At 62.8% G+C, this 26,389-nt stretch carries 9 protein-coding genes; 2 read left to right on the top strand and 7 right to left on the bottom strand.

Annotation, left to right across the window (positions count from 1 at the left end):
• Positions 1-109 precede the first annotated feature (109 nt).
• Positions 110-2,740 (top strand): GH116 family glycosyl-hydrolase, encoded by a 2,631-nt coding sequence (locus ACFSR7_RS25880; protein ID WP_378166606.1) that lies wholly within the window; start codon positions 110-112, stop codon positions 2,738-2,740.
• 56 nt (positions 2,741-2,796) lie between these two features.
• Positions 2,797-3,726 carry a VOC family protein gene (locus tag ACFSR7_RS25875; RefSeq protein WP_378166604.1) on the top strand — a complete coding sequence of 310 codons (930 nt, stop codon included), beginning with the start codon at positions 2,797-2,799 and terminating at the stop codon, positions 3,724-3,726.
• Between the two features lie 128 nt (positions 3,727-3,854).
• Here the strand turns inward: ACFSR7_RS25875 and ACFSR7_RS25870 are convergent, their stop codons facing one another.
• From ACFSR7_RS25870 to ACFSR7_RS25840, 7 genes are all read right to left on the bottom strand, one after another.
• Complete coding sequence (locus ACFSR7_RS25870; RefSeq protein ID WP_378166602.1) at positions 3,855-5,270, bottom strand: L-arabinose isomerase family protein; 1,416 nt, start codon at positions 5,268-5,270, stop codon at positions 3,855-3,857.
• The gene (locus tag ACFSR7_RS25865; protein ID WP_378166601.1) at positions 5,267-6,325 is read right to left on the bottom strand and encodes an amidohydrolase family protein; all 1,059 of its coding nucleotides are present in this window, start codon (positions 6,323-6,325) and stop codon (positions 5,267-5,269) included. The genes ACFSR7_RS25870 and ACFSR7_RS25865 overlap by 4 nt, the downstream gene beginning before the upstream one ends.
• 14 nt (positions 6,326-6,339) lie before the next feature.
• Positions 6,340-7,809, bottom strand: coding sequence for a xylulokinase (locus tag ACFSR7_RS25860; protein WP_378166599.1), 1,470 nt, complete (start codon positions 7,807-7,809; stop codon positions 6,340-6,342).
• Positions 7,793-8,899: an alanine dehydrogenase gene (gene ald, locus ACFSR7_RS25855; RefSeq protein WP_378166597.1), complete on the bottom strand. Its 1,107-nt coding sequence runs from the start codon at positions 8,897-8,899 to the stop codon at positions 7,793-7,795. The genes ACFSR7_RS25860 and ald overlap by 17 nt, the downstream gene beginning before the upstream one ends.
• Before the next feature lie 28 nt (positions 8,900-8,927).
• Complete coding sequence (locus ACFSR7_RS25850; protein ID WP_378166595.1) at positions 8,928-9,701, bottom strand: DeoR/GlpR family DNA-binding transcription regulator; 774 nt, start codon at positions 9,699-9,701, stop codon at positions 8,928-8,930.
• A 22-nt stretch (positions 9,702-9,723) separates the two neighbouring features.
• Entirely contained in the window at positions 9,724-11,298 is a 1,575-nt protein-coding gene (locus ACFSR7_RS25845) for an aminotransferase class III-fold pyridoxal phosphate-dependent enzyme (RefSeq protein WP_378166593.1), read from the bottom strand.
• A 900-nt stretch (positions 11,299-12,198) separates the two neighbouring features.
• Positions 12,199-26,196 carry an S-layer homology domain-containing protein gene (locus tag ACFSR7_RS25840; protein WP_378166591.1) on the bottom strand — a complete coding sequence of 4,666 codons (13,998 nt, stop codon included), beginning with the start codon at positions 26,194-26,196 and terminating at the stop codon, positions 12,199-12,201.
• Between the last annotated feature and the right edge of the window lie 193 nt (positions 26,197-26,389).

Below are 26,389 nucleotides of genomic sequence, written 5' to 3'. Positions count from 1 at the left end.
TTACCCTATTCTCATGTCCATTTTACAATGATCGGCTCTCGATTTCCCTATATGATTAAGGCTAGCAGCGCTTCATGGCAAGTATCTCAAACTTAAGCGAGGGTCTGCGATGAGCCAAATGTACAAAGGTCTGAAGACGCGTGAAATCTCTTTTCCGCTGGGCGGCATCGGCACGGGCTCTATCGGGCTTTCCGGCAATGGAAGGCTGGTCGACTGGGAAATTTTTAACCGGCCCAACAAGCGGAGCGTGAACGGGTACAGTCATTTTTCCATCAAGGCGGAACAGGACGGCCGCGTCCTGGACGCCCGCGTGCTGAACGGCGATTTGCAGGCGCCGTACGTCGGCCAGCCTCGGCGGGGCGCCGCTCTTCACAGCGGATACGGCTTCGGCCCCGATACGGAAACAATGGCCGGACTCCCCCATTTTCGAGATACCGAATTCGAGGGACAGTTTCCCGTTGCTTCTCTCTCCTTTCGCGAGCCGTCCTTTCCCGGCGCCGTAAAGCTGCTCGCCTTTAACCCCCTCATTCCGCTGAACGACAGGGATTCGAGCCTTCCAGCCGCCTTTTTCGAGGTGGAGATTGAAAATACGAATGCCCGGCCGATCTCGTATACGGTCTGCCTGAGCACCGCCAATCCGCAGGCGGCCGGGCAAGCCGCCAATGCTGGCGAAGACGGCGCGCTGGACGACGGGCGGCCGCTCCGGCTGCTGAAGCTGTCCTCCCGCCGGCGGGGGGACAGCGATCCTGCATACGGCGACATCGCGATCGCGACGGACGCTCCCTACACGAGCTGCCAGCAATACTGGTACCGCGGCGAATGGCTCGACCACCTGGAGACGTTCTGGCGCGACTTCACGACGCCCGGCGAATTCGTCAACCGCGTGTATGCGGAGGATCCGCCGGCGGGCACGACGCGTCCGGACATGGCTTCGCTGGCCGCGCGCATCGCCGTGCAGCCCGGGAGCAAGACGCGCGTCCGTTTCGTCATCGGCTGGAGCTTCCCGAACGTGCGCAACTTCTGGAACAAGGAGCCGGCGGGCACGACCATTTGGAAAAACTACTATGCCTCGCTATTCGCGGACGCCGCGGCGAGCGCTGCGTATGCGCTGAACCATTGGGACCGGCTGCTCGCGGATACACTGGCGTTCAAGGACGCCCTGTTCGGCTCCACGGTACCGGAAGTCGTCAAGGAGGCGGTATCCGCCAATCTCTCGGTTCTCAAATCCGCGACGACGCTGCGACTTACGAACGGCGAATTCTACGGCTTCGAGGGCTGCATCGAGGACGAAGGCAGCTGCGAGGGCTCCTGTACGCACGTGTGGAACTACGCCTATGCGCTCCCTTTCCTGTTCCCGCAGCTCGAACGAAGCATGCGCGATCTCGACTTCAGGTACAACCAGCGGGACAGCGGCCACATGAATTTCCGGCTCATGCTGCCGCTCGGCCGGGAGGCCTCCGCCTTCCATGCCTGCGCCGACGGCCAGTTCGGCGGCGTGGTCAAGGCGTACCGGGATTGGAAAATCTCCGGCGACACGGACTGGCTGCGCGCCAACTGGGACGCGATTAAAAAGTCGATCGCCTACGCCTGGGACGAGGCGAACCAGGACCGCTGGGATCCGGCGCGCGCCGGCGTCCTCACAGGAAGGCAGCATCATACGCTCGATATGGAGTTGTACGGGCCGAACGCCTGGCTGAACGGCTTCTATCTGGCCGCGCTCAAGGCCGGCGCTGAGATGGCGCGTTATCTGGGCGAGCCGGATACGGCGGCGCGCTACGAGCAGATTTTTCAAAAGGGCAAAGCCTGGACGGACGCGCATCTGTTCAACGGCGAGTATTATGTGCAGCGGGTCGATCTGGACGATTGCGGAACGCTCGAGCCTTACGGCGCCGCTGCGGTCGACCGGTACTGGAACGCGGAGCGCGGCGAGATCAAGTACCAGCTCGGCGAAGGCTGCGCGATCGATCAGGTCGTCGCGCAGTGGCACGCCAATCTGTGCGGGTTGGGCGAGATCTTCGATCCCGGGCAAACGTCGAGCGCCCTTCGCTCGCTTTATCGCTATAACTTCAAGCCTTCGCTCAGGGACGAGGCGAATACGTGGCGGCTGTTCGCCCTGAACGACGAAGGCGGCCTCCTGATCTGCGCCTGGCCGGAGGGGTCCCGCAAGCCGTACATTCCTGTGCCCTATGCCAGTGAGACAATGACAGGCATGGAGTACCAGGTCGCCTCTCACATGATCCAGGCGGGCATGGTCGACGAGGGCCTCGAGATCGTGCGGGCGATTCGGAACCGATACGACGGCGAGAAGCGCAATCCGTGGAGCGAGATCGAGTGCGGCAGCAACTACGCCCGCTCGATGGCCAGCTACTCGCTGCTGAACGCCTTCGCCGGCTTCGAATACGACCTCGTCCAGGGGATGATCGGCTTCCATCCTGTCCGGCGCGAGGACGGCGCGTTCCGCACGTTCTGGTCGCTCGGCAGCGGCTGGGGAACGTTCGGGCTGCTTGAGAATCAGGCGGAGCTGTCGATTCTGGGGGGACAGCTTGCGCTGCGCGCGCTGAAGCTGCCGCAGGAGACGCTGCGGCGCGTTGTCGGCGTACGCATCGGAGCTGCGGAGACCGCGTACAGCTTGGACGACGGCGCGCTCCGGGTCGCGGTTCCCTGCGTAGTCAAGGCCGGAATGCCGCTGCGGATCGCGCTCGGCGCCCGCCGAGCCGAATCGCAACTGAGCAATCCATAAGAAACGCCTCCCCATCGGTCCATGATAAAATGGAAGCAAAAAGGAGGCTATCAGAAATGAGTGACGCTAACGCCGGCACGACCGCTCCCCGCATCGTCCCGCATCTGTGGTTCGACCGGGAAGCCAAGGAAGCCGCTGCTTTCTACAGCTCCGTATTCCCCGACTCCGCCATTACGAGCGCGACGACGCTGCGCGAAACGCCTTCGGGCGATTCCGACGTCGTCTCGTTCACGATCTGGGGCAGGCCGTTCATGGCCATCTCCGCAGGTCCGCTGTTCAAGATGAATCCGTCCGTGTCGTTTATGGTGAACTTCGATCCGTCGCTGGACGACCGCGCGAGCGAGCTGCTGGACGAGATCTGGAACAAGCTCTCGGAAGGCGGCGCCCCGCTCATGCCGCTGGGCGAGTATCCGTTCAGCAAGCGATACGGCTGGATTCAGGACAAGTATGGCGTCAATTGGCAGCTCATCCTGACCAATCCTGAAGGAGAGCCCCGTCCGACGATCATTCCTTCGCTCATGTTCACCGGGGACAACGCGGGCAAAGCCGAGGAAGCGCGCGAGCTTTATCTGTCCGTGTTCGAGCGTTCCCGCCCGGGCCAGCTCCATCGCTACGGTCCCGGCAGAGCGCCGGATCGGGAAGGCACGGTCATGTTCAGCGACTTTATGGTGGAAAACACCTGGATGACCGCCATGGACAGCGCGCACAACCACGGCTTTAATTTCAACGAGGCGATCTCCCTGCTCGTCCGTTGCGACACGCAGGCGCAGATCGACGCCTACTGGAGCGCCTTGTCCGCCGATCCGCAGGCCGAGCAGTGCGGCTGGCTCAAGGACAAGTTCGGCCTGTCTTGGCAGATCGCGCCGACTGCTATGGAAGACATGATGGCGAACGGTACGCCCGAGCAGATCGCGCGCGTGACCGCGGCGTTTATGCCGATGAAAAAGCTCGATATCGCCAAGCTGGAGGAAGCGTACCGGGGCTGAGAGGTTGGGAAGCCCCCTGCTGCGGAGGCATACAAAAAGAACCGCGAGGCACGATGATGCTTCGCGGTTCTTTTTGCCGACTTTATTTTTTACGTTCAGTCAGTCACTTTCCGGGTTCTCGCCCATTCTCACCCGATGCTCACGACCTTCCAGCCCATAAGCTCGCCGAACCGCTCCAGCACGGGCAACACGTCGCCGTACACGATGACGCCGTGGTGAATGCCGCCGTTCCGGCTGAAGGCCGCCAAATAATCGGATACGGGCAGCCGGGGCGCAAACCATCCGCGGATCGTCTCCGGCATCCGATCCAGGCCCTGCGTATCGAGCATCTCCACGTCGGATAGGATCAGCGTAAAGCTGTCGTCCTTGGCCGGCGCCAGGCAGGCATACACCGCTTGGCCGCCGCGGAATGCCGCATAGGCGGCGACGGGCGCGTCCGCGTCCGTAAAAGGAAAGGCCTTCTCCAGGAGCGCGGGCTTCCCGGCAGCGACGCGAAGATTCATTTCGCCCATATGGCTGACGAAGACGCGGTTGTTCTCCCAATCCGGACAGAACATCTCCGCGAACGAGGTGTCCGGATAGACGGACAGCAGCGCGCCCACCAGCGCAGCGGTAAGGACATCGCCTTCGCCCGCATACCCGACGCCGCGCGCCATCGCCTTGCCGGCCTCCAGGAAAGGCATGCAGGACAACCCCGACGACTTCGTAATGTCCATGAAGTTCACGGTAAAGGCAGTCAGTCCGTGCTGTTCCGTCAATTGCCGCACCTTCAGGCAAGCTGCCGTCGATTGTCTGTACAGCCGCTCGTTCAGCTCTCCGATCTCGAAGCGGTCCCGGTCCGACACGCGTTCTTCCTCGATCTGTTCGTCCGTTATTTGCATTTCCGCGAACGGCGTCCGGCCTTCCGTCAAGTCGAACTCGACGGTCTCGATACCGATCGCCTTGCGCATTGTGTCGGTCGGCACCTCGAAGTCGCCCATGCCGGCAAACGGGCGCCCCAGCCTCCCCACCTTGGCCGTCCGCATCCCGTCGGCGATGCGTGCGGCTCTTACGCCTTTGACGACTCGATCCAGCACATCCGACCTCGACCAGTGCCCCGCTTCGATCTGGAACGTCTTGCCCCGCCGCAGCAGCAGATTGCACATGTCCTGCACGCCGTGTATGCCGTGATTGTACATGATCTCGTCCGGCAGCTGCGACGGGCCGAATTCGTACGTGGGCGTCGTGTCCAGCACGACAAGCGGAAGCTTCGTGGCCGCCAGCGCGCCGATGGATTCCAGGGAAGGCGAATAGGCCAGATGCAGCGTCACGACGGCATCGACGGACTCGCGTTCGAAGCCGGCGATCGCTGCCTCGAACTCCGGCTTGACCCTGCACGGCGGGACGGTGACGACGTCGAGGCCTTTGCCGCGGAGCTCGCCTTCGATCGTGCCGTGGAACGCGTCCACCCTTTCCCGAAGCTCGGGCCAATGATCGTCATACAGCAGAACATACAGCGGCAGCAGCCCGATTTTCAGCGGCTTCATCGGCTTCATCGGCTTCATTTGCGCCTCTCCTTCCCGATTCCGTCGACCAGGTCGAATGCGTTGTTATAAAAGACGTCCTCGATGTCCTTCTGCCCCAAGCCCTCGGCGAGGCTTGCCCGCCGGAACGCTTCGATCTCCTCGTACATGAAGAACGTCAACGCTTCCGCTTCTTCGCCATCGACCTCGCGCAAATTTTTATCGCCCGATACGTCGCCGTAAAGGCCTTTCGGCACCAGATTGATATATTGGCCGTTCTCGTAAATCCGTCGCATCCGCATCCGCAGGATCGGGAAGTCGCTGCCGAACAGAATGCGCTTCGGCCCTACCGCCTTGATCAACTCCCTGAAAACGGTCTCGTTCGTATTGGCGCTAATATCGAACACCATGTTTTTCGTTTCCGCCAGCACCTCGAACGCGTTCCCGAGGTCCTCCAGGCAATACGCTCTGCCTACATGCGCGATGATCAGCCGCAGCCCGGGATATTTCCGCTCGATCTCCAGCATCTGCATCAGGTTAACGGGATCCTTCAGGCGGCCGTCTCTCGGAATATGCAGCATGGCGGCCCAGCCGCGCCTGCTCAGCACCTCCAGATGATGGGGCGGCAGGAAATCGTAAATGCGGATTTCCTTCTCCGGAATGCAGGCGTCGGCAAAGTTCAGATAGACTTTGCAGCCGAGAAATCCGCCCTTCTCGATGCCTTCTTCGAACGCGGAGGCGCTGAGTCCGGGCTTCGTGACCATAAAGGAAGGCAGCCCATGCTTCTGCGCGCTCGCGCGGACGTATTCGTTGCCTGCGTCGATATCGTATGCCAGGCTGACCTGGGAGAACAGCAGCGGCGTCACCTCTTTTCCCGGAAACATCAGGCGGTAGGTCTCGAACAGATCCTCCACCGAATTGTCGCGGGCGACGAGCGAGGGCCAGGTGACCGCTCTCACGGGCGCGTTCGCCTCGCGAATCCGGATGCTATCCAGCCATACATGCGTATGAATGTCGAAAATTCGCTCGGGCAGGAAGGATTGCAGCTTGCTCTCGTAAAAGGCCTTGTCGACTTCTTTGATCTGAAATAGGCTCATATTGTCACGCTCCATTATTCAGTAGGGAATCGCTTGGCAAACGCCTCGTATTGCCGCCGATATACTTCATGCGCCTCGAGATCCGGCTGTCTCGTCAGCTTCGGAAACGCCGCTTGCTTGAATGCCTCTCTCTCGTCCGGGTAAAGGCCGGCCGCCACGCCTGCCAGCAGCGCAGCCCCCGCGGCGCCGGCGCAGGAGCCATTGACCGTGTGGACTTCCACGCCGAGCACGTCGGCGACGATCTGCGGCCAGGGATGCGTGTCCGAAGGTCCGCCGACCATCATGACGGACGTAAAGCGGATGCCCGCTCGCGCAAGCCGATCGATGTGCGATCGAAGGAGATAGACCGTGCCTGCCATGACCGCGCTCGCGAGATCGGCTTTGGCGACGCCAGCCCACCGGCCGCTTTCGGCTTCCAGCAAGGGGTTGAGGAGAAGACCGCCGGCGCCGGGCGCGGCGGACGCGGCGAGCGCGCTGAACAATTCGTACCTGTCCGGGGCATCGGAAATGTATTCGCGAACGATCCGGTCCACCGATACGGCGATCGCGGGCAGCGAAAACATCGCGCCCCAAGGACCGTTTGGTTGGAGAAACGGATCCGTCAGCATGCCGTTGCCGACCGCTTGGCTCCGTTCGGACAGCGGCGTGAAGCCCACCCACGAAGTACCGCAGGAGAGCAGCAGCCGGCCCTCGTCCAGCACGCCCGCTCCTCTCGCGGCGGCGGGATGATCGAAGGAGCCGGCGGCCACGGGCGTGCCGGCCCGCAGCCCCGTAAGCGCGGAAGCCACCTCGGTGATGCAGCCCAGGAGGGATCCTGTCGCGACGATTCGAGGCAGCTTTTTCTCGGGGATGCCGAGCGCGCGCAGGTATGGCGCATGCCAGCCCTTCGCCTGCTGGTCTTGCAAGTAGAAGGTCGTTGCCTGCGACGGGTCGATCGCCCACTTGCCCGTCAGCCTGTAAAGGAGGTATTCCGTACTCATGCCGACCTTGGCCGACCGCTTCAGCAAGTCAGGCTCATGAACCGACAGCCAGGAAAGGTGGGCAAGCGGGAACGCTTTCAGGAGCGGCCAACCGGTCCGTTCGTGAACCTCCGCCGGCTCAAGCCTGCCGAGCGCGGTTTCCATTTCGTCCGTGACGCGGTCGTCCATCCAGCTGATCGCCGGACGCATCGGTTCGCCCCGCTCGTTCAATAGCACGGTATTCCCGCTCGCCGAAGCCATGCACAAGCCCGCTACGCCGCCCCCCGCAGGCAGCGCAGCAGTCAATTGGCGGATCGTGTCCGCGGTCAGCGCGAACAGTTCGTCCGCATCGAACTCGACTCGCCCGTCCGGGTATGCGTCCAGCCAGGTTTCCGTCCTCGCCCTGGCTACGACCTCGCCCGCCGCGGACAGGAGCACGCCTTTGACCGCGGAAGTGCCAAGATCCAGTCCGATCGTATAGCGGTGCCGGTATTCGGAGCGGTCAGCATCAGAACGGGTCGGCATAAGCGAATCCGAGACTGTCCGCCACGGGACGGCAAGTCACCGCTCCTTCGTAGGTGTTCAACCCGAGACGCAGATCCGGATGCGCCGCCAGCGCCGGCTTGATCCCTTTGTTCGCCAGCTTGACCAAGTACGGGAGCATCGCCGCTTCAAGCGCGAAGGTGGAGGTGCGAGGTACCGCGCCGGGCATGTTGGCGACGGAATAGTGCACGACGCCGTGCTTTTCGTAGTAGGGGTTGTCGTGCGTCGTCACCCGGTCGACCGTCTCGATCGAGCCGCCCTGGTCGACCGCCACGTCCACGATGACCGATCCGCGCTTCATCGTCATGACGACGGATTCCTTCACGATCTTCGGCGCCTTGGCGCCTGGAATCAGTACCGCCCCGATGAGCAGGTCGGCCCGCTTGACGGCCTCCGCGACGTTGTAGTCGTTGCAGATCAGGGTCGTGACCTTGCCGCCGAAAATGTCGTCGAGATACACGAGCCGGCTCTTGTCGACATCCAGAATCGTCACGTTCGCGCCGGCGCCGATCGCCATCTTGGCTGCGTTGGTTCCCACGACGCCCCCGCCGATGATGACGACCTCGGCGCGGTTTACGCCGGGCACGCCGCCCAGCAGGATCCCCATGCCGCCGTTGTTCTTCTGGAGCAAGGACGCCCCGATCTGAACGGACATCCGGCCGGCCACTTCGCTCATGGGCGCCAGCAAGGGAAGCTGGCCGTTTGGCAGCCGCACGGTTTCGAACGCGATGCCCGCAAGCTTTTTCTCGAGCATCATCCGTGTCAGCGGCAGATCCGCGGACAGATGCAAATACGCGAACAGCGCCTGTCCCGGCTTGAACAGCTCGTATTCCGACGCCACCGGCTCCTTCACTTTTACGATGAGATCCGCTTGCCCGAACAGCCCGGCCTTGTCTGCCATCACGATGCCGCCGGCCTGCGTATACTGCGAATCGTCAAAGCCGCTGCCTTCGCCCGCGCCCGACTCCACGAACACCTGATGCCCGTGTCCGGCCATTTCCTTGACGCCGCCCGGCGTGAGCGCCACCCGGTTTTCGTTGTTCTTGATTTCTTTGACTACGCCGATCTTCATGTTCATCACCGTCTCCAGCAAATTATAGTCAAACCAGCCGAACCTCGATGCCCCGTTCCTTGAAGGCTTCGAGTTCTTCCTTGTTGGCGTTCTGATTCGTGATGAGGCAATCCGCCTTCTCGACGCGCTCGATCAGCGAGAAATTCGATCTGCCGATCTTGGTGTAGTCGGCGACCAGGATCGTCTTGTCCACCCTGGCGATCATATGCCGGTACAATTCCGCTTCCAGGTGATGATACGTGCTGATCCCGTAATCCGCGCTGACGCCGTCGGACGAGAGAATGAGCTTGTCGGCTTTGTATTTGTTCAATTGGCCGATGGTATCGTCGCCCGAGACGAATTGATAGGGAACGTTCAGGTTGCCGCCCAGCAGGACCACGACATGGACGTTCCGGCCGAAGCCGGCTTCCTGCGCGATCGACAGGGAGTTCGTAATGATGATGAGGTTTTTATGGTTTTTGAGCTCGCGCATCACGTATAGAGGCGTCGTTCCCGATCCGAGAATCAGGGTGTCGCCGTCGGAGATCTGCGCGGCCGCTTCGACCGCAATCCTTTTTTTCTCTGCCTTATGCGTCTCCATGCGATCCTGAAAATTCATGTTGTAATAGGATTTGTAGGTGCTGATCGCGCCGCCGTGCGTGCGCTGCAGCAGCTCTTGCGCCGCCAGCTCGTCCAGATCGCTCCGGATCGTGACCTCCGAAGTCCCGAACAGCTTGCTCAGCTCGGCGACTTTGATTTTTCCTTCCCGATGGAGCAAATCCAGGATTCGTTTTCTTCTCTCGTCGATATCGAGTTCTTCCATACGATGCGCACACTCTCTCTCGTCAATTGGGATCGTTCAAGCGATGCAGGACCTCTTCCATCCGATGAACGAAGTAATCGATCATGGCTTGCGTCGCGATGACGGGCGGCTTCGTTAATGCTGCCGGCGGGCATTTCGCCTTATAGGTTTGCGCGCTGATATCGATGCAGTTCTTGTTAAGAATCGCGGTAAATTCCGTAACCTTTTCGGGCTGCCGGAAGAACAGCGTGGACAGATGGCCTTTGCCTTCCGCCTTCTCGATCAGCCCGCCGTGACGCTCCGCGAGTCCCTGGAGCTTCTCTTCATAATAAGTGCCCATTTCCCGAATGTAATCCGCATTTTCCTCGGAAAATTTCATCGTGATCAGATAGGCCAGCGCCGCCAGCTCTTCCTGCCCGTTGGTCACCAGCGCGCCGAATTGATTGAGCGTGTCCATCGCGGCGGTGGTGATGACGCGGGATGCCGGGTATTGGCCGCCCGGGAAGCCTTTGCCGATAACGACGAAGTCCGGGTTCAGACCGTATTCCTTGAACAGGTACATGCCGGGGTACCACATGCAGGACTGGATCTCGTCGCACATGACCGGCGTGTCGTGTTCGTGGCAAAGCGCATACGCTTTTTGCAAATAGGACGGTTCCAGCAAAATGCCCCCGTAATTCATCAGGACGATCTCGTGCAGAAATCCGGCGACCTTGTACGGCGGTTTGTTGTATTGTTCGAACTTGGCTTTAAAATCCGCGAAGTCGTTGATGCGCACGGGGCAGGTCTGCATGATCTCTCCCTGCAGCTTTTCCCGGATTCCCGGCCACAGCCCCCGCATCGTCTGCGCGACGATGGTCGTGCCGTGGTAATTCGCCTGGCTGCCCCCGTCGTGGTCGGCCATGACGAGGAATACCGGCATCCTGTCCTTATACTTGGGATCCGGAAACGTGTCGTCCAGCTTGTAGAACCGCGCCAGCATCATCTTGATGGCGGCCTCGCAGGCCAACGTTCCCGTCTCCAGATTGATGACCCGATTAAGGACGTGAGGCTCGCGTGAATCTAATATTTGCGCCAGCGCGCCTGCGTCCTCCCTGGCAAGGCCGTTGGCCGTGCGGACGAGCTCCCTTTCCAGCAGGCGGGTGATGGAGCCGCGCGTGTTGTTGTGCGTCGCATTGGTAATGCCCAGCCGCTCCGCCCGGCCAATCAGCTTGTAGCCGGGAAAATTGTGGCCGAGCGGCGTATGGTAATGCTCGCTCTTGGTGATGAGATACAGCCTCCCATCCTCTCCCAACCGGTAATATCCGAGCCCCCCGAGCGGACTGGCTTTGGGGTTGGCGGCTTTCCGGAATGCATCCGTCGGAGCCCCGTCATGCGCGCCCTTCATCTCTGGCACGACCTGACTCCCTACCTGGGATAATAAGCCATCCATTCTCCGAATGTAGGCTTCGGGCATAAACTCGATAGGTTCGCAGGCGATCTCCTGCGCCTCCTCCAGACTGAGGTCGGTAATAAACGCGGCTGCGGCTGCGACGGCATCCACGTATTCCGTGCCCAGCAAATCCTGCAGCGAGCTTTTCACCGGCTTCATGTGCTGCATGTTCTGCATACTTCCCATCTTCTGCACCTCCTGCATCTTCTGCACCTCCCGCATGTTCTGCACCCTCTGCATGTTCTGCACCTTTTGCATGTTCTGCTCCGCTTGCCGAAGCAAGCTTTAACTTGTTTTTAACTTTCTATTTTGTTTCGTTTTTATTTCTTTAATTTGCATTATAATTTGTTTAGGTTGCGTTTGGCAATGCTAAATGTAAAAATCGAGCTATAAAAGGTGCCGCCACCTGTCTGAATGACAAGAAATCCGCAAGAACATCGCATCGACAGCCCCTTCGGAATAATAAGGATGTGTTACCTGCACATTCGATGCTCACGTATAGGCTTGCTCCTGTAACCGCACTATTATCGTTTGCAGCACGCTCCAGCGCCCTCGTCGTTCCTGTAACGTCGCTTTTTTTGCTTACAGTACGTTTAGAAGAACCCGCCAGTGAAACAGGCCCCTGACAGTCCTTTTAAATTTGGCGGATATCCGAAACCGGCCTTGCGGGCAACGCTTGTCAACGGCATATCTGTCGGCCTTTCCCATGGTACCGCGTATCGTCGCCCGTGACGCTCTTTCGCCGCAATGCCTGCAAATGTACATCTTTTTTTGCCGATATCGCCCCATTGGACAAAAAAAGATGCGAAAACGCAGGTATTTTCCTCCGTCAGTCGGGTTTCCGGCTTGTGCTACGAATTTACCTGCACATTTGCAGGCATTTCATCAAGTACCGCATATCGGCAGATAATACCTGTATAAATGCAGGTTTCTGCCCGCCAAACTGCCATAAAGCTCCGGTACGCCGAAAGCCCGCCTACCTTTTCGTAAAATTGCCGCCCAAATTTATACTTTCTGAACGAATAAAAAAAGAAGCCTCCTCCCCCATGCTTGAAGGGAAGGAGACTTCCGTTTCTCGTTTTAACGTCAGGACAATTCGCGTTTTACGATTTTAAGAACGATCTTGCCGATCTTCCAGTAGTTCTGGAAGTCCTTCATGAAGTTCGAGATCGCGCTGCCCATCATCGACTGCAGGATGAACACGCCGATCGCCGCGCGGTACTCGTCCCACACCGCCCCGAGCGCATCGTCCCACTCGTAGCCGCTCAGGATAAGCATCGCGGTGGCCTTCATCCAATCGCCCATGTCGTTCGTGAGCAGGTCGGCCGACTCGTGCGCGCTGAACCCGGCGCCGCGCAGCGTGCCGAGCGTCACGATAATCGCGGCCTCGTCGTCGCCGAGCGCACGGCGTTCGACCGCGGACAGCTCGCCAAGGAATGCGGCCTGCTCGTTTTTGCTGATGGCCTTGACGATGTTATAGATCTGCTTGTTGTTCGCCTCCGCGATCTGCAGCGCCTTGACGATGACCGTGAGGGAGATCTCGCCGGTGTTAACCATCGCTTGAGCGATATCCTGCAGCGGCGCCATGCCGTACAGATAGTCGGGGATCCATTCGGGACGAAGTCCCGCCTTGTACACCGCCTTCACGACCTCGTTCAGATCCGTGAAGCCGCCTTGCTTCAGGTCCTGCGCGATGATCGCATAGTTATTCGACGCGCCCGACTGGACGATCGCGACCGCGATCTCCGTGGCCCCAAGGCCGGTCTGCTTCAGGTAAGCGACGGACTCCGCGCCGTAATAGACATACTTCAAATAGTCCGTCAGCTTGTAGCCGTTGAGGGCGAGCAGCCGCAAACGATCGTTCCGGCTGGCGAACATGCGGCTTACGAAGCCTGCCGCGTCGTAGGCGCTGTAGCCCAGCCGCTTCAGAATAGCTTCCTCCGCGATGCTGCCGCTCAGCTCGCCCATCGCCTGCATCGCATTCTCGATCGGCAGCCGGCCGAAGCCGTAGCCCGAGACCGCCAGCGCGATGTCGCTGATGGAAGCGTTCGGCAGACCCGCGCGCATAATCGTCATCATCGCGACTACGCCCGCGGAGCTGCCGCCATAGCTCTTGTACATCAGGAAGTCCGCCATCGCAGCCGGGGTATTGACGCCGAACCGGATGAGCAGCGCAGCCTGTTCCTGGACAGTGCCTTCATTTTTAAAACCGCGGTTAAAGGATCTGTACCGCAAATTCAAGATCGTCGCCCCGTCGTAGCCGAGCGCGGCGAGCGTATCGACCAGATAACTGTCGCTCACCTCGAGCTTGCCGTTGCGCTGCATCTCGACCGCGATATCGCTCGCGCTGGCTCCCTCAGCCTTCATCCGGGTCAGAAGCGCAAGCACCGGATCGACGCCGTACACTTCCGCGATCTTGCCGTTGATCTGATCCGGTGAAGCGTCTACGTTGATCATCGCGTCCTTGGCGCCGAGCGCGTCGAGACCGAACAGCAACTTGAGCGCGAGCACGATGTCCGACAGCGGGAACTTACCGGACATATAGCCGGCCATATGGGTCGGATTGCCGGCGTAGGCAGCCGGCACCATCTGCTTGAGATATGCCAGATTCGTATCGGCATAGTAGACGGCTGCGATCGCCAGCGCTATGTCTCCGGCCTGGGCGTAAGGCTTGAGCAGCTCGGTCGCGCGCGCGGCGTCTGCCTTGTAGCGGTTTTTGAGCTGCGTCGCGATGTCGGTCAGCGAATTGTTGGTTTGCTTCAGGAAAGCCACCGCGCCTTCCGGCGTCGTCACCCCGTACAGCTCGAGGACGTCCGACAGCAGGTCGGCCGACGTCGGGCCTTGTCCGCGTGCCTGATTCACGGCGGCTTCGATCGTTTGCGCCGTATAGACGCCAAGTCCCGACAGGATGGTCTTCGTAGCCGCCTCCGATTGGGCATAGCCATTCATAAGCGCACTTGCGATGTCATTCGCGCCATATCCGGCCTGCCTCAGCATGCCCGCGGCGTCCGCAGCGGAACTTACGCCTACGGCGCTCAGCACCGCAGCCAGAGCGGCCCCGGTTAAGCCTCCCGCACTTGATGCCAGCACATACACAATCGTGGCCGGATCGAACAGCGCCGTGCCTGCCAAGACGGCGGCAATCTCGCCGGCAGTCAGACTGTAATGACGGCTGAGCGCGCCGGCGATGTTGCCCAGCGGAATGCCTGCTTGCCAAAGGAGCCTTGCGGCGGCAGCGGGATCCGCGATCTCTTCGCCGCCGGCAAGCACCGCGTCCGCATCGGCGGCCGAAGCCGGCGCATAGACGTCCGCTACGGCGGCCGCGATCAGGGATGCGCTGTCGAAGTCCAGCGCCGCGAGCCCTTCGGCGGTCTGCTCGGCGGTCAAGCCATAGTAAGACCGCGAAGCCGCCACGATCTCTTTTAGCGAATAGCCCATCTGCCGCAGGATCGGCGCGCCGTCCTGCAGTTTGGCGGCTCCGGCGCTGCGAAGCAGGTCTCCTGCGCTCTCCGCGAACGGCTTGCCGTAATACTCGAGCACCGCGGCCGTAACTGCGCCGGCTTGGTAAGCGGCGATCGGAAGCAGCGCGCCCAGCGTCTGACCGGCGGTCAACCGGTAGTGATCGCGCGCGGCCAGCACGAGGTCGTCCAGCGTCAGGTTCGCCGCACGCAGATCCGGAATGGCGGCTTCGAACGTCGTTGCCCCCAGCCCGTCCAGCACGGCGACCAGCGCCTGGCTCATCGTCTGTCCGTATACGGAGGCGATCGCGGCGACGACATCGCTGCCGCTGCCATCGAAGAAGCCCGACGCGTCAAGCGCCGACGCCGTCTGACCTTGCGTCAGTCCGTAGTGCTCGCGGCCGACGCGGACGACGCTGCGCAGATCGAAGTTCATCCGCAGCAGGTACGATACCGCATCGGTCAACGTATGCATGCCGCTCGCTTCGAGCGAATCGACGACGCTCGCGTCGCCGGACATGCCGTACACGCCCGCCACCGTGGCGACGACGTCCTTGTCCTTATACATGCCGAACGTGCGGAATGCCTGCAGCGCTTGTCCCGACGAAAGACCGTATTCTTCCTTCGCCAGCATCGCGCCCGTCCGCAGATCGAACCGCTGCTGCGCGTAAATATAGGCGATCGCATCGGCGAAGGACGCTTGTCCGTTCGCCGTCAGCAGCTCGCGAATCGCATGCTCGACCGTCTGGCCGTAGACGCCCGCCGCCGCATAGAGCACGACGCTGTCGCGTTCGCCGCTGTGCGCCAGCAGGGCCTGTGCCGTCCGACCGAGCGGCGCGCCGAAGCGATCGCGGGCGATGGCGGCGATATCCTGCAGCCCGAAGCCGGCATCCCGCAAGTACGGAATCGCCGCCTCCAGCGTGGTAATGCCCTCGGCCGCAAGCGCGGCGGCCGCGACAGCCGCCTTGCTGTCGCCGTAAATGCCCGCCACCGTCTGAATGACCTTCGTCAGCTCGGACGGGTAAGCGTCGGCGAGCAGCCTGGCCGCTTCGCCCGATTCCAGCCCGTAATAGGATTTGAGGCTGCGGGCGATCTCCGCTTGCGAATACTTCGCGTTTTTAAGGAAGCTGATGCCGTCGGCCGGCGCAGCGCTGCCGGATGCGGCCAGCAGCTGCGCGACCGTCACCTGGTCTTGCGCGTACAGCGATTTGAGCACGGCGATCGTATTTTGCAGATTCGGATTGCTCGAACGGGCGATCAGCGCCTGTATGACCTCTTCCATGCCGTAGCCGCCGCGGATGAGCGCCGGACCCGATACGCTCGGATCACGGTATTCCGTATAGCGGGATGCGAGCAGGTTGATGACCGAGCCCGCCGACGCGCCTTGCGCCTTCAGCGTCTTCACCCACAGCGCGACGGGATTGCCGCCGAACGCCCAGGCGACCGCAGATCCGATCTCGTCCTGATCGTAGAACTGTATGGACAGCAGCGCCGCAATCGCGCCCGACTCGTCCAGTCCGTACTGCTCGCGAAGCACGAGCGCGATATCCTTGAGCGGGTACGGACGCAGACGGACGATGATCTGGTCTTCGGTCAGCCCTTTGGACTGCAGGTACAATGCGGCTTCCTTGGCCGCGATGCCGTACCGGCTGAACACCTTGATCCAGTCCCAGCCCTCGCTGTCGTAAACGGCCGCGAGCTCGCCGATCGGATACCCGGTGCCGCTCAGCACGGCGGTGAGCGCGGACATCTGAGACTCCCGCGAATTGCCGGGGTACAGCGAGATCGTACCTTCGATGATCTGCTGCAGCGTGAACTTGCCGGTGGCGCTCATCTTCGTCGTAATGTCTCCGATGGACGAGGCGCCGAACAGGAACTTCGCATCCTTGGCCAGCTTCGCCGCGTCGCAGGCGCAATTCGTCGTCTGCTGATCGATCCACATCGGCATCGTCTGGCCGAACTGCGAGATCAGCGCCCTTTGATAGTCATAGAATGAATACATTTCGCTCATGCCCGCCGCGAGATTCCCTGCAGTCGACGGTTCGGCCGCGTCGTTGGCATACGCGGTGCGCAGCGCGGCGAGCGCCTCCTCCGCCGAGTATCGCGCACCGGTGGCGAACATGTCCCGGACGGCGTCCTTCATCGCATAGGCCGTGCCGTCCGCCGTCACGGCTTCATGCACGTAGGTCAGCGAAGCCGCAAGCGGGTAATGTGCGTCCTCCAGGAAGTTTTCCAGCACCGGCGCGCGGCCGGCATACACGTGCTTCAGGAAGTAATCCGCAACCAAGGCCGGATCGTAGCCGCCTTGGAGCAGCGTCGTGAACAGCCCCTTGGCATCGAAGCCCCACGGATGGAACATCGGCTCGAGCGCTTCGTATGCGGAGGCCGTATCGGCTCCGTAGACGATGCGCAGCAGCGTGGCAGCCTGAATCTTGCTGAAGCCGCCTTGTACGAATTGGCTTGCCGTCTCCCGCAGCGTCAGCGAGGTGCCCCATGCGCTCATCACCTGGCGGGCGATCGCCTCAGGATCTCCGCCCCGGCTCAGCAGGGCCGCGACAGCCGTCGCCGCGCCGCCGCCGGCCGCCCGAATCGCATCCGCCACGTCGAACGCGGACAGCCCTTGGCCGAGCATGGCCGCCGCCGCTTCCGCCGGCGAGAAGATACCGCTGGCCGCGGCGTACAAATCAGCGCCGGACAGCCCCGCTTGCGAGAGCGCCCGGACGGCTTCTGCCGCGTCGGCGAACGTATAGAGCTGCCTTACGGCTGCGCCAATGGCCTTCGCCGGGTAACCGGCGCCGCTCAGCAGTCCGGCCGCCGTCGCCGCATCGGCGGCGAACAGCGTCTTGATCGCCGCGGCGGCATCGGCCGCGGACATGCCGCCGGCCGCCAGCGCCTGCACGGTACCCGCATCCGTCAGACCGTATGCGCTCCGCACGGCGCCAGCGGTGTCCGCCGGCCCGTACAGAATGCGCAGCTGCGTCACGGCGCTGTCGCCCGTTTCATGGAGCGCGCGGTTCATCGCCAGCGCCGCCGTATTCGCGGACACGCCCCCCAGCTTAAGTCCGCGCACGATATCTCGCGTCTGGTAGCCGACGTCGCGGAAGCTGCCGGCGAATTCCTCCGGCGCGTATCCGGCGGCAAGGAAGCCCGCGATCCACGTGTCCGGCGTATTCGGCAAATATCGCGTCGCCCGTACGGCGCCGAATGCCGTGGACGCATCCGTGTCCATCTTGTACAGCAGTCCGAGTACGGCCGCAAAGTCCAGTTGATACTCCTTGCCGACGGCGGCCGCGTAGAGCGAGGCGGAGAATCCGCCTTCCCGCAGCAGCTTCGCGGTCTCGAGCGCCGAGCGTCCGAACTGCGCATGCAGCATCGCCGCCGGCGTATCGGCATTCCGGCTGTCGACGTAGCTCTGCACGAGGCCGAGCTCGCTCGACGTATTCAGCGCCGGCACGGCGGCGAATTGCGTCAGGAATGCGCCGTTCACGCCTTTCACACGATTCACGCCGGTATAGGCTACGGCCAGCTCGTCGGTCGAACGGAGGAGCGCCCCGCTCCAGGTCAGCTTGACCGTTGTCGCGTTGACAAAGTACGACTTGACGCCGCTCTGCCATTGGCCATTGATTTTCAGCGCAAATCCCGCACTCGTCTCCATCGATATGAGGGGCGCGTCAAAGGTCAGCAGCACGCTCGCGCTGTCCGCGCCCGATACGGCCAGAAGCATAACGGGCGGCTTCTTGGCGTATTGCACGGTTTGGTCGGCGCCCAGAAGGTACCCCGGCTTGGACAGCGTGAGCGTCAGCGGATAGTCGCTTGGCCACGATACCCCAACCTGGTAGGTCCGTCCCCCGTCCGGCGTCGTAATCGTCAGATCGTAATAGGCGTTGAAAAAGCCGGCTTTGAACAGCTTGATATCCAGATCCGGCACCGGCTCGGACAGCACGATCGTGAAGCCCGACTCGTTCGGATTCAAGACGGTGGCCGTCACGACGATCGGTACCTGCACCTGCATGCCCGCGCCCGTTCCGAAGCTATAGCCCGTCTTGTTCAGCTTGAGCGTATAAGTGCGTCCCTCAGTCAGCTTGGCGTCGATCGTATACTTCGCTTCCGTCTCCCCCGCGACCGCACGGCCGATGGCGATCGGCTCTCCGTTTTCGTTTAACAGCTCGATCCCGTTCGCGCCGAGACCCGGAACCGCTTTGTTAAAGGTGAGCGTGAAGCCGTTCTTCGAGACGCCGGACACCTGGGCCTGAACCTGGATCGGCAAAATAACCTGCAGCGGTGCAGCCGCGGGATGCGCCGGGTCGCGGACGTCGATCGCATAGGCTTCGCCTCTCGTCAGCGATACGACGACCTGGTAGAGTCGCCCGGTCTGGGCAGCGCCGGATAAATCGAAGAACGAGGTCGCATTCAGTTGGATCCGCGTACCGGACGCATTCGTCAAATAGACGTCGCCCGGCTTCAGATTCGGCACGGCATCGTTGAGATTGAGCACGAAGCCGACCTCCGAGACGCCGCTCGCCGACAGGACGATCGCCGGCTGCGCCTCGCGCTGCAGGGCCGGACCGAAATCATAGCCGTTTGCGAGGAGCTGAAGCGCGTACGTCTCATGCGCAGCGAGCTCGGCAGCCGCTTGATAGGACAGCCCGTCCTCGGACGCCGTCCAAGCGGTGATGGCGACTGATTTTCCGGTGCTGTCCTTCAGCGTCAGATTGCCTGCGGTCAGTCCGGGTACCGCCCTGTTCAGCTTGATCGTGAAGCCGGTCGTCAGCAGCGCCGGCACTTCCGTCTGTACGTCAAGCGGCACGACAAAGCCTGCATCGGCGCCGAAATCGTAGCCCGCTTTTGCGAGACGCAGACTGTAGCGCCGCTGCGCCTGGAGCGCAGCCTGCACCAAATAGGTAGAACCTCCGTCAGTCGTCGTTAAGGCTGCGACCGGGATCGGAGCGCCGTCCTGATCGAGCAGCGTGACATTCGCGGCGCCAAGACCCGGGACCGGAGCGGCCAGGCGGATCGTCAAGCCGCCCGTCCGAACGTCCGAATACGCGGCGTTGACCGAAATCGGTACATTCAGCGTCATCGGCGAACCGAAGTCGTACCCGGCCAGCGCGATCGTCAGCGTATAGCCGTTGCCGCCCGTCAGTGCCGCACTCAGAACATAGGCAGCGCCGCCGTTCGTCGTCTTCGCGCCGGTCAGCGCGACCGCATGTCCGGACGCATCCCGCAGCGCGAAGCTGGAAGCGGACAGTCCGCCTACGGCAGGCGCGAGCGACACGGTGAGACCCGTCTCGGAGACCGCCGCGATCGCGGCCGTCACGGCATCGGGAATATCCGCCGTCAGCGGGTCGCCGAATTCGTAGCCGGCCTTGGCGACCGACACCGTATACGTCTGCCCGCCCGTATAATCGGCGACGATCCGATAGGTCGCTCCGCCGTCGTCAGTCGAGACCGAACCTACCGGCAGCACGGCACCTGCGCCGCTGCGCAGCGCAAAGCTGCTCTCGTCGAGACCCGGCACGGCCGGGTTGAAGCCGATCCTGATCTCGCGCGGACTTGCGCCGGTCACGGCCGTCCGCTCGAAGATCGGCACGCTGAACGGAATCGGATCGCCGAAGGCGTAGCCGTCCTTTTCCGGAACGATCGTGTAGCTCTCCGATTGCAGGAAGTCGGCGGTCAGCGCGTACGTCGAGCCGCCGTCCGCCGATTCGGCCGACAGCACCGGGAGACGCCGTCCGTCGGAAGCGCGCCGCAGGACGAATTCCGCGGGCCGCATGTCCGCAATCGGCCGGTCCAGCGACAGCCGGAAGATCCGGCTGCCGCCCGGCACCAGGCCGTCGAAGGTCGCCTGCGCCTTGCGGACGATCAGCGGAATTCCGGGTCCGTAGTCGTCGCCCGGTTTGGTGAGCGTGACCGTGTAGTTCATGTCCGGCACGAGCGCCGCATCGATCTCGTAGCTCAGCCCGTTATCCTTGGATACGATGCCGCTTGTCTTGACGGCATTGCCTTGCTCGTCCATGACGACGAGCTTGAACTCGCTGCTCCAGTTCACCGCCCGGTCGAAGTTCAGCCGGAAGCCGCGTACCGACGCCATATCAACCGAAGCTGCCCGTCTATTCAGGCTGAACGGAATCGAGAACTTCACCGTATAATTCGTTTTGACGATCGTGACGGTGTAAGTCTTGCCCGCCGTCAGCTTCGCGGACACCTGATAGGTGGCGCCGCCGTCCGCGGTGGTTGCCGCCGTCACGGCCGTCGTCTGGCCGCTGCCGTCCTTGATCACGATCTCGGAGATGCCCAGGTCGGCCACGGGAGGGCTAAGGAACAGCCTGAAGCCTTGCTGGTTCTGGAGCATCGTCGTGATGCCGACCGCGATGCTGAGGCCGAACGTCAGCGGCTTGCCGAAGTCGTAGCCCGGCTTGGATACGGTCAGCGTATACGTCTCTTGCGCGTCGAACGTGCCGGTCAGCTTGTACGAGCCGCCGCCGAGATCGGCCATCGCGAACGATACCGGACGTCCCTTGCTGTCCCGCAGGTCGAAGCTGCCCTTGACGAGGCCGAGCTCTTCGCCTCCGTAGCTGCCGATCGCAAGCAGCAGATCCGTGCTTGTCGTGAGCGAGACGAGGACATTCGCCGGAATCGGAATATCGAACGCGAGCGGCGCGTCGAGCGCGAATTCGTCGCGCTGCACGTCGAGCGTGTAGCCTGCGCCGGGCTCGACGGCGCCGGCGCCGACCGTGTAGCGGAACTGATAGCTTAAGCCTTGGTCCGTCGTCGCGAAGCTGTACAGGTGCGTGCCGAGGACGCCGCCGCTCGGATCGCGCAGAACGACCTCCGAGCCTGTCAGGCCCGCGACCTTCTCGCCGAACTGGAGCGTGAAGCCCGTAGACGTCACGTTCTTGATCGTTGGCGCCAGCGACTTGCGCACGGCGAACGAGACCGGCTCCGTCTGCTGATATGCAGCTGACGATTTGTATTGTACCGTGTAAAACTTCCCGGGCGTCAGCGCGGCCTTCAGCGCATAGCTGCCGCCTCCGTCCCCGGTAGACGCGCCGGTCACGGGGACCGCTGCGCCCGCGGCGTCGCGGATCGTGAAGCTGGCGCCGTTCAGTCCGTCGACGGGCGTGGCGAACCGAACCGTGAGTCCCGCCGCCGTGCCGTCCGCTGCCGAGATCCCCGAAGGGAACCCGAACGTCGGCGAGGTCAACGCGTAGTCCGCGAGCTCCGGCGCGGCCGCCGGATTCAGCGCGATGCTGTACGTATGGGCGGACGAGAAAGTCGGGAGCCGCAGCCGATAGACGGTGCCGCCGCCGGCCATAACGTATTCGTACGGGTAATAATCGTTCCCCGCTTCGTCGCGGGCGAACACGCCGCCATACTGCGCCTGCGGCAGCGCGGACGAGAAGCGGACCTCGATGCGTCCGTCCAGCGTCGTCTGCACGATTGTTGCCGACAGGAAGTAGCCGACGTGGAACGTGACCGGCGAGGCGAAGCGGAAGAAGTCTTTGCTCAGCGTCAGCTTGTAGTCCCTTCCGCCGGTCAGGCCGGCATGGACGCGGTAGCTGGCCCCGCCGTTCGCGGTGGACAGCGTCACGCCGCCCAGACGGCTGCCGCTCGCGTCGCGCAGATCGAGATCGGCCGGCAGCAAGCCGGGCACGGCGCTGTCGAACGTCAAGTCGAAGCCGTCCGCGCCGATGCGGTCGACGGTCGGAATCCCCGCATCCACTGTAGGAGCAACCTGGAACGGGACGCCCTCATTCGGCAGATGGCCGTACAGCCGCAGCATGTAGCTGCCCCCGGACAGCTCGGCCGACAGTCGATACGTGCGGCCCTGATCGGTCGTCGTCGCCGAATCGATCGTAACCGGCGCGCCCGTATCCGCCTGGACAAGTCCGAAGCTGCCGACGGTCAGATCGGGCAGCGCTTCGCTTAAGACAGCGGTCAGTCCGCTGCCTGTAATACGATCGACCGTCAAGGTAGCGACGACCGGCACCGTGAAGTAGAACGAATCCTCTTCAATGCCGGCATCCACCGACAGCTTGTAGTCCCCGGGCGTCAGCGCGGCCGCGAATTTGTAGCTGGCCCCGTTGTCGGTCGTCTGGACGGAATCGATCCGCAGCGCGCTGCCGACTGCCGCGCCGTCCTTCGCCTTGTGCAGCGAAAAGGCGTGCGCGGTATCGATCGCCGCAGGTGGATTGAGCGCCAGCGTAAACCCGGTTCTGGAAGGATCGACGATCGTATTGCGGGCGTAAACGTTGATCCGGTGCGGACCGCCGAAGTCATAGCCTTCCTTGACGACGGTCACGTCGTAGCTGCGGCCTCGTGCGCCTTCAAATGTGGCGATAAACGCATTCTGCATCGGGATGAGCGCCTTTATCGTTACCGCGGCGCCCGATGCGTCCGTAATCCGATAGTTGTCCATCGTCGTCGGCACGGACGGATTGAGTCCGATAAACGCGGCCAGGTCGGCCAGACCGCCCCAGTTGTTAATCGTCGGACGGATGATTTGCAGCGCGCCGCCGAAGTCGTAGCCCGCATGGCGCACGTCGAGCGCATAGTCGCTGTACGTCATTTGCTCCGGCACGAGCAGGTAGCTCCAGCCTCCGTCGTCCGTCGTCGCCGACGTGAGCGCATAAGGTGTGCCGTCCCGGTGCGTCAGCTCGAACGCTTCGGGGGGCAGCCCCTGGACCGGAACGCTGAAATGCACCCGTAAGCCCTGATCCACGTAATTCACCGACTCGAAGGTCGTGTAGCGGCTGACGGCGATCGTCTCAGGTACATCTATCTCTCCCGAGAAGACGAGATCCGCGACGGCGATGCGATACCCGTAGGCGCCGGCTGCAGACAGATCGGCCGTCACGACGGCTGATCTGCCGTCCGCCGCAAGCTGTACGCGCTGCACGGCGACTGCCGCGCCCGACGCCCCGGTCAGCGAGATCCGGTCGGCGGTCAACGCCGCCACCGGCGAGCCGAAGCGGACGGAAAAGCCCTGATACGACACCCATTCGATCGTAGAAGGCGACTCGGTCGCCTGCACGGACAGCGCCAGCGGTTGGTCAAAGGCATAGCCCGGCTTGTTCAGCGATACCGTATACGTGTCGCCCAGCTCGAGCGGCGCGTATACCTCGACGATCTGATGCGTGGCTTCGGTCTCCAGCATGTTGATGCCGACGGCCGTATCGTCGCTGCCCGTAATCGTAAAGCTGTCCATCTCCAGCTCCGGCACCGGCTTGTCGAGCGACAAAACAAAGCCGGAGGAAGTAAGTCGGCTGACGCTCGGCTTGACGACGACAAGACCTGCGGGCACCGTGAAGGTCAAGCCGCTGCCGAAGCCGTAGCCCGCCTTGACGATCGTCAGCCGGTACGTCGCGCCTTCGGTCAGCGAAGCCGCGATCGCATACGCAGCGCCGCCGTCTTCGCTGACGGCGCTCGTCACAGTCACGCTGTCTGCGCCGTGCGTTAACTGGAACTGCCCGGCCGACAGATCCGGAATCGGCACGCTCAGGGCGACGGAGAATCCCGCCGCGCCGGCCGTACCGCTCTGCGACAGCGTGACGGCGATCTCCTCGGTCCCCTCCGCCGGCACGTCAATCGTCAGACCGCTGCCGAATCGGTAGCCCGGCTTGGCGATCGTCAGCACGTAGCGCTCCCCCGCCGTCAGGGCTGCTGCGACCGCATAGGTGGCGCCGCCGTCGGCGCTGTCGGCTGACACGATGTCCACAGACTCGCCGCCGTGCGTCAGCGAGAGATCGGCTGCCGTCAAGCCGGCGACCGGCCCGTTCAGCGCCAGTGTGAAGCCGGTCGGCGCGGCCGCGCCGACGAGCGAGGCAGCGACGTCGATGTCCTCCGGCTGCGTGACCGGGACCGCGACGGAGAGACCCGCGCCGAAGCTGTAACCCGTCTTGGCGATCGTCAGCGTATACGTCGCGCCTTCTGACAACGCAGCAGCCAAAGCGTATGTTGCGCCGCCGTCAAGCGTTGCTGCGTACGTCACGGGGACGTCGCCGCCCGCGGCGTCCTTCAAGGCGAAGCTGGCCGCAGTCAGGCCCGGCACGACCGGATTGAGCGCCACCTTGAGGCTGGAGGCGCGCGCTTGAACAAGCGTCGGGACGACCGTTATCGTCGTATCGACCGGCGGTGTGGACGTTGGCGCAGTCGTTGGCGCGGTCGTTGGCGTAGGCGTAGGCTGCACGCCTCCATTGCCGCCATTGCCGCCGCTGCCGCCTGTATTGCCGGCTGCCCCGCCGCGCTCCGTCACTTCCACGTTCGCGGGCTTCGTCTCGAAGCGTACGTTCGCCGCGTCCACCAGGGCATGCCCGATCGTCCCGGTTCCCGTGACCTGCGTGCCGCCATGCAGCTCGGCGCTCTTTACCGCGACGCCGTCGCCCAGCTTGATCGCGGCGGACTTCACGCCTTCCCCGACCTGCAGCGTCTCGATCGTACCCGCGCTGACGGTCAGCGTCACGTCGCTGGCGACTTCGACCTTGCCGAAGCTGCCCGACAGCACGACCTCGCCGGTCGCCGTGATCGAGATGCCGGCGATCCCGCCGCCTTGCACCGTTCCGTCCGACTCGATATTCGCGTCCGTATGCACGTCCATCTGCGCGATGACCGTCGATCCGCCGACGACGATCCGAATACGGCCGTCCTTTTTCTCGACGACGACCGTCCCGAGCTGCGAGTCGTCGATATGTACGCTGTGCGCGCCGCCGCCCTGCAGGTTCGTGCTCCCGCCCACGGCGACGCCCTTCAGATAGACATCCCCTTCGCCGACGGCTGCGCCCACCGTCAGATTGCCGCGCACCCTGACGTTGCGCAGCGTGATGCCGGGCGCGTCGATAACGACGTCGCCGGCGATCTCGGCGGTGCCGGATGCAGGACCGTAGGCGCCTGCCGTAGCCAAGCGAAGCGCGGCTGGCACGATGCCGCCGCCCGAGCCAATCGCGGACTGTGTGCGGATCCGGTCCAGCAGCACGACGGCCTCCGCGCGTGTCAGCTTGCCGCCGGGACGCACCGTGCCGTCCGCGAAGCCTTGAACGTAGCCGCCTTCGACCAGCGCGCCCAGCGCAGCCTTTGCATAGGCCGGCACGTCGCTCCGGTCGCCGAACGCGCCCAGCGCATCCGCCCCGTCGCGCTCGGCGACCGGGACGAGCTTCGCGAGCATGACGGCCGCCTCCGCGCGGGTCAACTGCCGATTGGGCTTAAACGTCCCGTCAGGGAAGCCGTCTATATAGCCTGCCGCCACCGCGGCTTGCACCTGGGCAGCGAACCAGGCGCTCCCCGGCACGTCGGCGAACTTCAGGCTCGCCGTACCCTTGTATGCGAACAGCCGGTTTGCCAGCGCGACGAATTCGATCCGGCTGATGACCTGATCCGGACGCAGCGTGCCGTCCTGGAAGCCGTTGATCAGCCCGAGACGCTGCCACTCCGCCATCGTACCGCCGGCCCAGTGCCCCGCCGTGTCGGCGGATGTTCCCGCAGCGGCCAAGGCCCCCAGGTCTGACGCGATGACCTCCGCGGCTTGCGCGGTTGCCGCCGCAGCCGATCCGCCTCCAAAATTCGGCAGAATCGCGCTGCCCAGCATGCTTGCGACAAGCAGCCATACGAGCGCGCCCCCGCGCCAATTCATTCCTTTTTTCCCCACAGTACGCCTACCCCTCCCTCGCTTGCCGCGGCGCCGGGACAGGTTCGACCCGATGCGGACGGACGGCGAGCATTCTAGGGATAAGTCTACGGAATCCTGATAAAAGAATAATGAAAGAATTCGCCAAGAAAAGACAAAAACCGCTTCGCATCAAGGCTTGGCGGCGTTTTGTCGCGTC

The sequence above is a fragment of the Cohnella sp. GCM10020058 genome, from assembly GCF_042683485.1.
In the GTDB taxonomy this organism is placed as follows: Bacteria; Bacillota; Bacilli; order Paenibacillales; family Paenibacillaceae; genus Cohnella.
Note: the sequence above shows the minus strand (reverse complement) of the source record. Positions and strands in the feature narration are given on the sequence as shown.